13 protein-coding genes are annotated in these 13,461 nt (G+C 48.2%); 5 read left to right on the forward strand and 8 right to left on the reverse strand.

Going from position 1 to position 13,461, the window contains the following annotated elements:
* Positions 1-2: 2 nt before the first annotated feature.
* Together ACQ4MZ_RS17400 and ACQ4MZ_RS17405 are read right to left on the reverse strand one after the other, a co-directional pair.
* Positions 3-1,046 carry a FecR family protein gene (locus ACQ4MZ_RS17400; RefSeq protein ID WP_430846721.1) on the reverse strand — a complete coding sequence of 348 codons (1,044 nt, stop codon included), beginning with the start codon at positions 1,044-1,046 and terminating at the stop codon, positions 3-5.
* A 109-nt stretch (positions 1,047-1,155) separates the two neighbouring features.
* Entirely contained in the window at positions 1,156-1,749 is a 594-nt protein-coding gene (locus ACQ4MZ_RS17405; protein ID WP_430846723.1) for an RNA polymerase sigma factor, read from the reverse strand.
* Between the two features lie 187 nt (positions 1,750-1,936).
* On the opposite strand from ACQ4MZ_RS17405, the gene ACQ4MZ_RS17410 reads away from it, so the two are divergent.
* Entirely contained in the window at positions 1,937-2,611 is a 675-nt protein-coding gene (locus tag ACQ4MZ_RS17410) for a FadR/GntR family transcriptional regulator (RefSeq protein ID WP_430846725.1), read from the forward strand.
* A 28-nt stretch (positions 2,612-2,639) separates the two neighbouring features.
* On the forward strand, positions 2,640-3,851 hold the full coding sequence (locus ACQ4MZ_RS17415) for an MFS transporter (RefSeq protein ID WP_430846727.1): 1,212 nt from the start codon (positions 2,640-2,642) through the stop codon (positions 3,849-3,851).
* Between the two features lie 424 nt (positions 3,852-4,275).
* On the opposite strand, the gene ACQ4MZ_RS17420 is transcribed toward ACQ4MZ_RS17415, so the two are convergent.
* Positions 4,276-6,915 carry a carboxypeptidase-like regulatory domain-containing protein gene (locus tag ACQ4MZ_RS17420; RefSeq protein WP_430846729.1) on the reverse strand — a complete coding sequence of 880 codons (2,640 nt, stop codon included), beginning with the start codon at positions 6,913-6,915 and terminating at the stop codon, positions 4,276-4,278.
* Positions 6,912-7,727 carry a GLPGLI family protein gene (locus ACQ4MZ_RS17425; protein WP_430846731.1) on the reverse strand — a complete coding sequence of 272 codons (816 nt, stop codon included), beginning with the start codon at positions 7,725-7,727 and terminating at the stop codon, positions 6,912-6,914. The genes ACQ4MZ_RS17420 and ACQ4MZ_RS17425 overlap by 4 nt, the downstream gene beginning before the upstream one ends.
* 212 nt (positions 7,728-7,939) lie before the next feature.
* Here ACQ4MZ_RS17425 and ACQ4MZ_RS17430 point away from each other — a divergent pair, with 212 nt between their 5' ends.
* On the forward strand, positions 7,940-8,602 hold the full coding sequence (locus tag ACQ4MZ_RS17430; protein WP_430846733.1) for a hypothetical protein: 663 nt from the start codon (positions 7,940-7,942) through the stop codon (positions 8,600-8,602).
* Between the two features lie 39 nt (positions 8,603-8,641).
* Here the strand turns inward: ACQ4MZ_RS17430 and ACQ4MZ_RS17435 are convergent, their stop codons facing one another.
* The 4 genes from ACQ4MZ_RS17435 to ACQ4MZ_RS17450 all read right to left on the reverse strand — a co-directional run bounded on the left by ACQ4MZ_RS17435 (position 8,642) and on the right by ACQ4MZ_RS17450 (position 11,276).
* The gene (locus ACQ4MZ_RS17435) at positions 8,642-9,028 is read right to left on the reverse strand and encodes a GreA/GreB family elongation factor (protein WP_430846735.1); all 387 of its coding nucleotides are present in this window, start codon (positions 9,026-9,028) and stop codon (positions 8,642-8,644) included.
* A 158-nt stretch (positions 9,029-9,186) separates the two neighbouring features.
* Positions 9,187-9,531 carry a hypothetical protein gene (locus tag ACQ4MZ_RS17440; protein WP_430846737.1) on the reverse strand — a complete coding sequence of 115 codons (345 nt, stop codon included), beginning with the start codon at positions 9,529-9,531 and terminating at the stop codon, positions 9,187-9,189.
* A 50-nt stretch (positions 9,532-9,581) separates the two neighbouring features.
* On the reverse strand, positions 9,582-10,547 hold the full coding sequence (locus tag ACQ4MZ_RS17445) for a hypothetical protein (protein WP_430846739.1): 966 nt from the start codon (positions 10,545-10,547) through the stop codon (positions 9,582-9,584).
* 120 nt (positions 10,548-10,667) lie between these two features.
* Positions 10,668-11,276: a DsbA family oxidoreductase gene (locus ACQ4MZ_RS17450; RefSeq protein ID WP_430846741.1), complete on the reverse strand. Its 609-nt coding sequence runs from the start codon at positions 11,274-11,276 to the stop codon at positions 10,668-10,670.
* A 202-nt stretch (positions 11,277-11,478) separates the two neighbouring features.
* Between ACQ4MZ_RS17450 and ACQ4MZ_RS17455 the strand changes: the two genes are divergently transcribed.
* Together ACQ4MZ_RS17455 and ACQ4MZ_RS17460 are read left to right on the forward strand one after the other, a co-directional pair.
* A complete protein-coding gene (locus ACQ4MZ_RS17455) occupies positions 11,479-12,300 on the forward strand; it encodes a helix-turn-helix transcriptional regulator (RefSeq protein ID WP_430846743.1) in 822 nt (273 codons plus the stop codon).
* A 164-nt stretch (positions 12,301-12,464) separates the two neighbouring features.
* Positions 12,465-13,277, forward strand: a complete 813-nt coding sequence (locus tag ACQ4MZ_RS17460; RefSeq protein WP_430846745.1) for a helix-turn-helix domain-containing protein — start codon at positions 12,465-12,467, stop codon at positions 13,275-13,277.
* Positions 13,278-13,461 lie beyond the last annotated feature (184 nt).

Here is a 13,461-nt window from a genome sequence, read left to right on the forward strand (position 1 = left end):
CATTAATCACAGGAGCCACCTTCTATCGAGACATTGCCGTTTTCGATGGTATAAGAGGCGCCGATCATTTTGGTAAGCACGGTCAGGACGGTATCCAGGTTTTCGTGATGCAGGAATGAGGCTGTGATCCGGCATTTCCGGACTTCCGCCCGGCTAAAAGTCAGTTTTACACCATAGTGTTCTCCGATGAGCTGGCCGGCTTTTTCCAGGTCGATGTTATCCAATACCAGGTAGGCATCCTTCCACGCAGTTTCTTCAATAGCGCTCACTGAGGCCGTGTTGTAGCGTTCGGTCCGGGTATTGACGGTAATCTGCTCATCCGGCTTGATCTTCGCGTACACGCGCTGCGCGCTTCCGACCTCTACCAATCCGCGGGTAACCGTGACGACCACTTTATCTTTCTGCATGTTCACATTAAATGCTGTCCCGAGCACCCGCGTCACGACAGTGCCTGATTTCACCCGGAAGGGCTTCGTAGGATCATGAGCAATGTCAAAATAGGCTTCGCCCCGCAATGTCACGTCACGCGACCCGTTCCGAAAAGAGGCCGGTGAGTAGGTGAGCTCGGCATGCTCGTTCATCAGCACCGTACTGCCGTCCGGGAGCGTTAAAAATTGTTTTCCCCGAACGACCTGAGGCTGGTCCTGTCGGGAGGGCTGCTCATTGTGGGTTATATTCACCCGGGCCGTCTGGCTGCTCCTTAACGTCAGCCACATGACGCCGCCCAGGGCCAGAATCACTGCCGCGGCCCAACTCCACCACATGGTCGCCCTCCCCGCTTTGGGGCGGGCGGTACCTAGAATATTGGTCAGGATTTCCTCGCGCGCCTTGCCAGGCAGATTTATTTCTGACGAATCCGTGTCGGAATGCGCATCCAGCCACTCCCGGAAACGGAACTCATAACCATTTTCCGTCAATTGCCGGAGCTCCTGATTTTCCGCATTGGAGGCATCTCCTGCGAGGTACCTGGTCATGAGGAAATCAAATCGTTCTATTCCCGATTGCTGGAAATCGCCGGGGGCATTCGCATCGTGGTCGGTGCTCATGAGGGCATCTGTTTTTCTACTAACACATGAATGGATCAGAGCCGGGAACGGCCCTTTATTTCATATGTCTCCTGAAAAATCGGTAGGGGGCAATTTTTTTTTAAAAAAATTATTTTACTGCGAAAATCAGCAGCCAGAAGAACGTCTCGGCCTTTAAAACAGGGGCGAGCCGGGTACGGATAAAACGTAGAATGCGTTTCATATGCGCTTTGACGGCCAATCTCGAAAGGTTCATCCGCTCGGCGATGGCCTCGTGGGAGAGCCCTTCTTCCCTTGCCAGTTGAAAGATCTCCCGCTGGTGGTCGGGCAAACTTCGGACAGCCTCCTGCAACAGCCTTTCGCGCTCATCTTCCTGGACCATCCGTTCCGTGGCGTTATCGGCCTGTTCCTGATAGCCGATTTCGCGGATCATTTCGGTAAAGTTAGATTTGCGGCGGTAGGCATCGAATACCTGCTTTTTGGCCATTCCGTGCAGATATGCCCCAAAATTCAGGACGTCGGCCATTTTTTCTCGTCTCAGCCATACGTCCATAAAAACATCCTGCACAATTTCTTCGGCAGCATCCGGCGAGTTAAGAAACTTCAAGGCAAGCCGGTAAACCTTTGGGCTGTACGCATCGAAAACCCATACAAAGGCTGATTCGCTTCCATCGGCTAGCTCGCGCAGCATTTCGCGCTCGTTATCTGATTTGTGCGTAGCCATGATGAGGGAAAAACTGGTTTTTAAAGCAAAACTATTACAATTTTTATAAAATTTATTCAAATAAGCTGACTGGTGCTACTTTTATTTCGGTAAGACAACCTGCCCGGTTTTCAGCAACACATTGCTGATTTTCCATTTGATGTATTTTTTTCAGAATTGATGTATTTGTTCAAAAACCGGTATATCTTTGTCATCAGATGATATGATGAATACGCCCATACATAAAAGATCATTAGCCGACGAGGTCGCGAACCAGATCAAGGCCTATATCCGGTCGGGGCATTACGTGGCCGGTCAGCGCCTGCCCACCGAACCCGAATTGATGAAGCAATACGGGGTAGGGAGGTCTTCCATTCGCGAGGCAGTCAGAATGCTGGCGAATTCCGGGTTATTGCGTGTGCAGCAAGGCCTGGGGACATTCATCAATGAGTTTGTAGAAGAAAATGAAACGTTACATCAGCGATTAAACCGTGCGGCAGCGAAGGATATTGATGAGGTAAGGCAGTTGCTGGAAGCTAAAATCGCGCAAAAAGCAGCGCTCAACCGTACCCAGCAGCAGCTCGACGAAATAGAAGGTTTCCTGAATGAGCGCATCCAAACTGCTCACCAGGGCAAGATCGAGGAATGCATCCAGGCAGATATCAATTTTCACGTAAGCATCGCCAGGGCATCCGGCAACGAAATTCTGGCCGACATGTATTATGCATTTTCGTCCCGACTGAAAAGCTGGTTTTTACAAATCCACCCCGATACCAGTTCATTCATTCAAACTAACGATTTGCACAAATCCCTGTTTATGAGCATTAAAGATGGTAACGAAGAGCAGGCATTACGCTGCGCCAGGGAAATTTTGAGGCATTAAATTTTTTTAAACTTAAACATCAGATGATATGATGAATAGTTCCGCGATCAGGGAAACTCCCGCGCCTGTTTTGGAATCCGCCAAAACGGTGTACCCGATTCTCTTTGCAATTAGTTTCGCGCATTTGCTGAACGATACGATGCAAGCAGTCATCGCGTCGATTTACCCTTTGCTCAAAGTTGATTTTCACCTGAGTTTCGCCCAGATAGGCCTGGTAACATTGTGCTATCAGATTACGGCTTCTCTTTTGCAGCCGTTTGTGGGTCTTTATACGGATAAAAACCCCAAACCCTTTTCGATCGCCGCGGGAATGGGCTTCTCGTTGATCGGGGTGCTGTCGCTGGCCTGGGCTGATTCCTTCGCATTCGTATTGATCGCCGTGAGTCTGATCGGTATGGGGTCGTCGATCTTTCACCCGGAATCGTCGCGCATTGCCCATTTGGCTTCCGGCGGCAAGCGCGGCTTTGCTCAATCGTTTTTCCAGCTCGGCGGCAATAGCGGCAGTGCCCTGGGGCCGTTGCTGGCTGCGTTGATTGTAGCGCCTTTTGGTCAGCATGGCATTATGTGGTTTTCGCTGGCTGCGATCATGGGTGTGATGCTGGCTATCTACATCGGGAAATGGTACAAGGGTAGTATTTCACAGAAAACGGCCAAAACAGCGTCCGCTACCCATGCTTCGCTGAGCCGAAACAAGGTGGTTTTCTCTCTGGTGATCTTGCTTATCCTGATTTTCTCCAAGTATGTGTATCTGGCCGGTATGACCAGTTATTACACTTTTTTCCTCATGAATAAATTTGGCCTGACCATTCAGGAGTCTCAGATTCAGTTGTTTATATTCTCGTCGGCCGTCGCCATTGGCACCGTCGCGGGCGGGCCGATAGGCGACCGGTTCGGGCGCAAGCATGTTATCTGGATTTCGATCCTCGGTGCCGCGCCATTCACCATGCTGCTGCCGTATGCCAATCTGTTTTGGACAACCATTCTCGCGGTATCTATCGGACTGATTATCTCCTCCGCCTTCTCGGCAATTGTGGTTTACGCACAGGAATTGGTGCCGGGAAAAGTCGGTCTGATCGGCGGATTATTTTTTGGATTATCTTTCGGTATGGGCGGGCTCGGTTCGGCAATGCTGGGTAACCTGGCCGACCAGACGAGTATCGAATATGTATTTCAACTTTGCGCGTTTTTGCCGCTGATCGGCATTATCACCGGGCTCTTGCCGAAACTTAAAAACGGGTGATTGCAATAACTTGTTTGGCAACCAGGGTACATATTGAAGTGTTAAGGAAATTCTTTAACATCCGGACCCCGTGGAGTTGGTGTTGGTGACGAGGTTGGTGCAAGGTAATGAACGAATATCATTTCGATCTTTTAATCTTGCTCCGACAAATGTCTCCAATCACAACAGCAACAAGAATGCCAAGAACCACATACAAAGTGGGTCCTACTTTCCAATTTTGCAATTGAAACTGTATAAGTAACAGGAGAATTATCGCAATTGCTATCAATACTATAACGCGGGCTGCATTTATGTAAATCCTTTGCATTTTTTTGAAAGTTGGTGTCTTACTGCAAAATATATGTCAAGATAATGTGTGACTATCGAATAACCGCGGCTATTGATGACTCATTTAACCGGTTGCAAAGAATAAACAATTTAAATATCAAAAAGGAATCCGGACGCCGATCATTACTTGCCGTGGCCTGAGTTGCAAGCCGCTCTCCGCGATTGTGAATGCGGAATTTACGATGGATAGATAATTTTGTGCATTCGTCAGATTCGTTCCCCGGATTTCGAGATCGGTTTTCCTTTTTCCAAAAGTATAACGGTATCGCAGGTTTAAATAAAACTGGTTTTGACTCGTGCTTCCCCAGGTAGTATAATGTTCTGCGTCCAATCGCAGTGCATGTGCATTAGCGGGGTAAATGTCGATTCCTAATTGCAGTTGCGAAATGCCCGATGCTTTATTGCGCTGATCGGCGATCCGACTTTGCAAAAAATGAATGGTTTCCGAAAGTTCCATGCCAAGATAACTCGTAAACAATGTCGACGCCGATAGCCCCAGGCGATAATTCCTGTTTCGAACCGAAACCCCGCGGTCGGTCACGATCTGTTCGGATCGGGTAAATCCGGCGTCGCTGTTCAGTTTGAGGGAGGTTTTGATTTCACCAAAATACTTACCAATTCCTAAATGGACATTCTTCGAAAGCTGAACATTGTTATTTAGGCCGAAGGTAAGTTCCGCAGCACCTGTTGAATCGATGCTGGTGCGGTATTGCAAGTTGTTGTTGATCCGCATTGCCGAAGCGGCCAGATTGAGGAATACCAGCGAAAGCGGGTTTTTGTAGTTTATTCCTATCCTGCCCGTGAGGATCCTGTTAACCGGAATGGCTCCGATGGCTTTCTGCACGTTTCTGTATGACCTCAGAATAAAGCCATTGTATATCTGCGATGGACTGCCGAAGTCGTATGAATAATATACACCGGAGGTAAAGTCGGTGTATTCCGTGACGCGGTACCTTGCCGTTATCGAGGGCTCGAATGCCAGCCGAGTCTGCCTTTGAAGTTCGTCTTTTATGAAATCTGATACTCTGAATGCATGTACCCTTAGCGGGAGATTCAGTTCAACCTGCCATTTAGAAGATTCATAGTAGCTGCTTATTTGTACAAACGAGGTCAGGTGTATGTACTTCAACTCGTTTCGAAATGCATTGCCGTGCGTCCGTGTGCTGTCGCTGGCCGTGGTGTTTATAACGCTTTCGAATTGATGGTTTTGGAAGTTCAAACCTGCTAACGGCGTGAATGCGATTCGTGAAAATTGCCTGGTAAAGCTGATCGAATTTCTCGTATCCAATTCGGTGGTAAGTAGATTTTGAGAAATGGATTGAAAACTTTTACCTGCATTAAACAGGTCCTGAAAAACGCCGGGGCGAACGGTCAGCGTTTCCGGTCGCCGGTTGTAAATTGTTTGCGAGTTGATGTTTAATAGCTGCTTGCCCGCATGTGTAATGAGGGTAAGGTTGTTTTGCAGTTGGGTTTGTTTGCTTGCCAAATTCTGATCCGTTGGAAGCAGGTTACGGCTTAGTTTACCAGCACCGTCGATTTGTCCGAATTGCCCGCTGATATTATTTTTCAAAAACAGCTGTTCGGTGTTCTTTTCAATGATCAGATGGGTATTCAGCGCCTTTGAATCGGAGCGGTTCGTGATCCGTTCGTCGATCTCGACGGTTTCGCCGGGCGTTAGCAGTCGTGTATAGTTTTTTCCGGTTTGGAACTGCACTTCGTCCCGTATTCCTATGCTCAATTTCAGCTCGGTTTGGTTCCTGTTTTTTTTGATCAGGTTTAATGAGCCGAGGTGAGATGTGTTGTCGAGCCACCGGTCGGGGCTGATATTGGGCGTACTCAGCGACTGAATGCTCAGTACCGGAGCCGGGCCCCTTACTTGCGGCGATTGGGTGAGGACATCCTGCTGTCTGGAAAGGTCCGTCCCGGCATTATTGCTTTGTACGCTCGCTATCGACTGGAAGTTTCGATTGAATACCATAGGAGTGACGTTTACGTCCCACAAAACGGGGCTCAACCCGACGCCGGCTTTTGCGCTTCCGGTTGTCGTGATCTTTTTGAGCTGAATGTTGAGTGAGGCCTTCTCCGAATATACTTTTGATTTCAAAATTTTGATCGGCTGGTCGTTTTCCATCACCTGCACTTTCCTGACGGCGTCGGCCGGCAGGTTCTCGTTGGCAAGATTGTATCTGCCTTCGAGCAAATCCAGGCCGTTGATGTAATATTTCCCGATCGGGTTTCCCTGGTAGAGTATCTGTCCGTTTTCCTTGATCTCGATGCCTGGCATGCGTTTGATAACATCTGCAATCGTCCGGTCGCCTTCGGCCTTGAAAGCGCTTATCGGGTAATCGATCGTATCTTTTCGTAAAATGATCGGGGGCGCTTTAACCGTTAGTTCTTGCAGTTTTAATGCGCTTTCCTTTAAGACCAGCAGTACGGACTGCGTTTTGTTGGAAAGCAGGAACACTCCCACTTCGAATCCCAGACGTGTTGCTTTTAGAATAAGCGTGTCGGCGGTGAGGGCTATTTTCAATGTAAAACTCCCGTCATTGGCGCTGAATGTGAATGCGGATATCGTATTGTTTTTGTTAACGATCGCGATGTTTGCATTTGGAATAGCTGTGCCGCGCTCGTCTGTCACCTTGCCCGATATGATAGTTTGGGCATGGGATTGGCTGCTCCCGATCTGGATGAAGAGAACGAGGGCTAAGATGATTCGCTGGGTTATTCCAATCTTCAATTGGTATAAAACTCAATCGGGTTGTTGTCGGATTTGATCTTCTGCTGCACTCGTTGGGTTATTTCGCTTCGGCCCGATGTGAAAACCACGCCGGATTGTTCGGCTATGCCGATGGGGTTTGCCCGGTATGCTTCGCGTTTTCTGAAAAATGTCCGTTTGTCAGTTTTGACGAATTTCGACGGCGTCGTGTCAGGCATTTCGCGCCGCGACTGCCTTAGGCCGTTTAAAACAAAGTCGTACTGTCTTTTTGAATCCGTGAGACGGATTATCAGGCCAGGCAGTCCGCAAAACTTGTATGGTCCTTCACTAACCGGCACTGCCTCCGTAAACCAGGCCTCCCATTTTCTGCCGCCGAATTCCGTTGTGGCCCGCTGGACCGGATAACCGGCAACCCTCGCGGTGTCTTGTGTTAAAGTCCATTGCAAATGGCGCCCGGTTTCGGCGTATGAAAAGTAATCGTGGTAAATCCTGTCGGTTGTATGGATCGAGTTGCAGCCGTGTTTGACGATGTTAAAATCGAAATCCGTCCGGTGCTGTTGTAGAAATGAAGCCAGGTTTTGGCGGTTTGCGCCATCGCTCGCTGCCGCGATGGCCGAATCCTGCAAATACCTGTTTTGGCTCTTGAAGAGGGATTGCTCCCCATTGATAAACAGAAAAAACGACTCCGTTTTGGAAACGTTGCTTGTGCTATCGGGATAAAATTTCAATTCGAAGGTGCAGGTGATGTCAGAAACAAAGGGCGATACTTTGTCCTGACCTGTTGCAAATTCACAGGCCAACATCAGGAATGCGACACAGGTAAATCGTAACATATCGGATACTTTATGATGTAAGTACAGATATATTATAATTTACTTATACTCTACATTAATTTTATGGACATTCAGTTGCATTTACGCCGTCATAGACGACCATCTTAGCCGGTCCGATATAGCGTTGTAAATCACTGGTCTGTAGGAACTCGCAACGGTTGGGATTGAAATAAGTGTCCAATAGAATATTAGGAAATATGGAGACGCAGGCTATGAAAAAGCTATTCTGTTTTGTTATTGTCGCTATGGTTGCTGCATTCATGGCAGGAGCCTGTTCGAAGAAGGAAGTCCAGGCGGTCGAAGTTTCGTCCAGGTTGAACAGGGATTCGGTCAACCTGGGAGTTTTATACGTCGATCAGGCCTATCGATATGTCGGCAAGGACTCGGTGAGTCTTTTTGAAATAGACACGCTCTATAAAGTTTACCAGAAGAGAGTCTTTCTTGCCTTCCCGTATCGGGGAGAAGGCCCGATCGGACTTTATCTCGGAGATGAATTTCCCAATACTGAAATAGAAGGGCCGGCAAGAACTTTCGCCTTGTTTAAAAGGGTTTCTTACCCTTCGGGACTGACCTGCGAATGGAATGAGGAAAAAGGCACGTTGGTTGTCGCCTCAAAATATACGCCGGCGCTGCTTGATATGGTCTTTCCCGGTAAATCCGCTTATATAGACCCTGCCCATTCCAGGATACATTCCAGTCTGGCGGGCGCCAGAGAGGTGAATAAAGCCGGGGGCCAATCATTCATCACTTTCATTTATCAGGATAATGACCCGAAACTGGGGCAGGTAACCTACAAGCTCAGACTGAAACAGTTGTTTGTATATGTCCCGCAAGCGGGCTTTCAGGGATACGACGCCTGGTACGCCATGTATTAAGCTGTCGGGCTTGCCGACGGGTGGTTAAATCACCCGCATTCAAGCAGAACGGACGTCCAGGATCTTTAACTTCCGGATCCCGGCGGGCATTTTCCATTCTACGGTTTCACCCTTGCAAAGACCGATCAAAGCGGCTCCCATCGGGGTGAGGATGGATATTCTTTGCTGCTTAATGTCCGCCAGATGGGGCATGACGATACTGAATTCCATTTCCCGGTTCGTGGTCAATTCCAAAACCTTTACCTGTGAATTGAGGCGGATGCTATCCTCGGGAAGTTCATCGTCTTCTACGACTATGGCACGGTTCAGCTCGTAAGCAAGCGACATTTCGCTGGCGGCGGGGCTATCCGAGAAGTTGCTCGCAAACTGCTTGAGAAGGCGAAAATCGTTTTTTCCAAGTATGACAGGGCTTGTGTTGCTGCTCATGATGCTTTTGGGTTGGTTAGTTGTATAAGGAGTGGTTTCAAAATGAATGGGTTCAGGAATAGCCGATTGCAGTCCATTGCAACTCTTATTGAGCTGCGATGGAACTGCATGCAATGATAGCGTTATGTGTTTGTGCTGAATGGCAAATGCCCGCTTTGCTAATTGGCGGGAGAAGTGTTTTGGAGGTCGGACCAGTATTGGTAAACGAAAATCCTTTCCTGCCGCGACAGGCCCTCGTTCGCTTTGGTTAGCCGGGCCAGAATCCTCAAAAATCGTTCGGTAGCAATCTTATATGAGTTCGCCGTCCGGTTTCCAACCTGACTTTGCCGTTGTATCGTACCCGTTTCGTCCAAGACGACCGCATTCTCGCGGATGAAGTTTGTTATGATGGACATATCAGGCCGATGGCCCGGCAAGCCAGCTTCGTGCTGGCGAAACTGGCCATGTGTACTGAAAAGTTGCTGGATTTTTTCCAGTGCCGGTGAAATTCCCATGTTATCCATACATTCCAATCGATTGATAATCACTACTATCCTCTCTTATTTTATATGGGTTAATTAAAGGCCAATGCCGCAAATTGATGAAATACCTTTTCGTCGAGCTTGTAGCGGTCGTTGAGTGTAAGGCTGCTGCGGGCGTTGAAAAGTGCATAGTTTACGGCATTGTACATCAGCCAGTAGGAGGGGGTTACTCCGAGCAGGTTTTGCTCAATCCTCAGGCGCTCGCGGGCCTGCCGGGCCAACTGAACGGGGATCGGCAAACTACTCAGCACATTCTCTTCTTTGCGGGTCATGGATTTATTCTGAAAGCGTTCATACACCGCCGCTGTCAGCGTAAGGTTCTGCTGTGTTACAGAGCTTAGCAGGTCGGTCAGCTGCTGCTGAAGTACTTCCAAATCTATTTTCCGGTTTCCTTTGGGTCTGCGCAATTGCGGTAAAGCTTCCGGACTGCTGGAAGAACCGCTTTTCTTTTGCTGTCCCTTGAAAGCGCCGGGTAATTGTCCGCGAAGCCATTCCTGGTAGTGGGAGAGTTCTGTGAAGGAATCCGCCCAGCCCATTAACCCGTTTTGGCATACTGCCCTGTACATGCTTCCGCCTGGCAAGCCGGTGTCAGCAGCAAGCGTGCGCCCCTGTATGCTGAAAGGCGTTTTGCCATTATAGCCATTGGTAACAATAATACTTCGTTTCAGGCGCTCCCCTCCGATGGGCAGTTCCTCGGGAAGGATAATGCTGATGCTGAACTCCCCGGTAATGGTGTGCTTGATCTGGAGTTCGTATTGACTGAACAGGCTGTCCACAGCCTGTCTGATCATTTCATTAGGAATAATCGTGTAGCCGGAGCTTTGTATCCCGAAAATTGTCTTCCTGTGCCCGGGCGGTGTGCCTACAATCAGCTGCTGCCGGTCGGTCGCGATAATGTCATACTCAGGCAGCATGTCGGCCAGTAACACCGAATCCACCGGATAACAAATCTCCTCCCAGGATGTAGCCGCTTGCGGCATCGCGCTCAGATACGTCATTCCAATTGTTTTTTTACAGTTGTAAATTTACAGCCGGAAATTAAAATTCCAACCATCGTAGCCAATATTTCGCCTGAGCCGGGCGGAAAAGTTACAGAATCGTAAAAAATTTATGGATTCTTAAAAAAGCCCCTGCAAATTACTTGCTGGCGAGGGCACCGGTGTCAAAGCTTTTTTGAGCATTGCGGCCATTTGGGGAAAAGTAAGAAACCCTGTCGCCTTGAGGCCCCGGCCATTCACTGTAAATGTAAGGGTAGGGCAGCTGTCGATCTTGTTCGTGCGGATTTTCAGTGCGTCTTTTTGCAATGCACGCCGTGTCGCCGGACTGTCGAAATCATTTCCAAATTTTTGTAAATCCAGAATGCCGTGATTTTCCCGGCTGATTTCCCGCGCCAGGTCTACCAAAACGCCTGTATGCGAAATGTCTTTCCCTTCAACGAACGCGGCTTTGCGAAGGGCATTCATATAAAGGCCCGCTGCTCGTTGCGACTGTAATGATACTGCCTTCACCGCCTGGCAGGCCCTGATGTTAGAAGGTTCACCGCCTGGTCCCTCCGGGCTGCGGCTCATGGCGTCACGTGTGGCCAGGCAGAACCTGACATTAATCAATTCGCTGAATTTGCTGGTGAATTCCTGCCAATGCTGCTGCATTCGCCAGCTGACAGGGCATAACGGCTGTGTGTAGTATACGATGTTGACTATGGTGTGGTTCAGGTTGATTGGTTCCATTTTTCCTTTCTATGAGTTTCAGCACAACCGGGTCACGTTGGACTCCGGGCATTTCTATCTGTAATGGTGCATGGAAGCCTCAAAAGGTGTGCCGTAGCTATGTAGAAAGACTTCGTAGCAGCAAAGAATAGCCTCTTCGTACAACCTGCACCGATGGGCACAATAATTGCTGTACAACGCATTTGAGCCTAATCATAAGCTTATGTATACAACAGATGATTTATCGGAGAGGCTCTGGAAAGTCTGCCTGCCATATATATCCAACACGAAAAGTGTCAGCATTCACAAACACTATTGCTACAAAGTGGCTGTGAGCCTTGATCACCGGATCGAATGCCGGGTGGGGGGATCTAACTATGCGGCAATGAAAGGGTTTGTGGTCAATGGCCGTACGCTGCACAAATGTATCTCTCCCGATGGGCCCGTGCTGAATATCTTAATTGAGCCGCAAAGCCCGTGGGGAAACAGGATCAGGGCGATCCTTGGTAATAAAGATTTTATACGGTTCGAAGAAATACTGGATGTGGACGATCTTGGGGTTATTCTTCCCCCAAACCATGCACTTTTAAAAGATACCGATCTGATCCCGTACATATCCGAACTGATGTTTCTCATTACGGGGCTGAAAATTCAGGATTCGAACCTGATCGATCCGCGCGTGAGGCGGGTTATTGACTACGTATCTGCAAATCTCACGAGTGAAATCACAAATCAGGAAATCCTCGATCTTACCAACCTCTCGTTTCATCGGACAAGACATTTGTTTGCTGCCGAAGTGGGAATTCCTTTATCCAGATACATTTTGTGGCAGCGGCTGCGGCGCACACTCAAAACTGTAATCGAGTCGGGTGAATCGCTTTCAAAGGTTTGCCGCGATTACCGCTTTACAGACCTTTCGCATTTCCATAAGACTTTTAAAAGCATTTTCGGATTGAACCCATCTACTTTTTTAGTTGAATGCAGGGTTATTGTCCAGGACGATGCGCACGTTGAAGAAGTTGTTGCCAATAGTGAAGACTTGTAAATTGGGGCTAATATTTACAGTTTCAGGGCTTTTCTTCTTTCAAAAGGTTGTGGCGTAGTTACGTTTGTTCCATTTTAGCGCTCCCTTTGCTCACCTTGTCGGTTTCAGCTCGGAACCACGCCCAATATTTTTAAACTTTTTGAAAGAACGGGGGTAGCGCGTTTATGAAATTATCTGTTTCTGCGGATTCTCAATCCAGAGAATTGCAGGATTGTAGTATCTCTTATATTATCAAGACAACGGACCACTCTGTACAGACGCAAAACAGATATGGATTCAAGATTGTTATTACCTTGGGTGATACCTTTGATTCGGAGATCAATGGGCATCATTACAAGGCTGTTAAAGGTTTTATCATCGATCGGAATGTACAGCATGCCTGGGATGCCGGTAAGGCAGTGACGTTTATCAGCCTCATCGAACCTGCGAGCCGATGGGGCCATGATCTCAGGATTTTGCTTTCGGGGCGCAAGGTGTGCTTTGTCGAGGAACTGATTGCTGTTGAGGAGCTTGACGCAATCCTGCCGCGCGGGCTCGAAGCGATGGGGGAAGTGATTGTAGCGCAGTGTGTTCGTGAGTTTTTTGCACGGCTCGTCCAAAAAACTCCGGCGTTGCCCGGGAGAAACATGGATGATCGGATGGAACGGGTGATATCTTTTATTGGCCAAAATCTTTCCAAGAACATCGACCTGTCGGAGGTAGCGAACCTGGCACACCTGTCTTCTCATCGTTTCAGACATTTGTTTACCGAGCAGATTGGTCTCCCTTTCACGCAATACATTATATGGCAACGTCTTAAAAAATCAATCTATGCAGTGGCTTCGGGGAAAATGACACTTAGCGAGGCGGTGGAGAATTTCGGCTTCACTGATCAGGCACATTTCAGCAATGCATTTAAGAAAACATTCGGTTTATTCCCGAGGGCGTTCCTGCAAACATCCTACGTTATCATACAGATCGGCCGGCAAAAAGAATAGCCTCAATTTACAATACCGCTCTATTTGAAAAGGTATAATTTTGAAAAGAGTAAAGGGATATTATGGTTGTTACGTGATTCGGATGATTACAGTGTATGCTGTAAAAGCTGAGTCACGTATATTTATTATCGTTATTCTGACCTTGCAAAGGTAAAGAGGTTCGGAAGAAATTTTTTCGACGCCT

The sequence above is a fragment of the Dyadobacter sp. BHUBP1 genome, assembly GCF_050587785.1.
Classification (GTDB): domain Bacteria; phylum Bacteroidota; class Bacteroidia; order Cytophagales; family Spirosomataceae; genus Dyadobacter.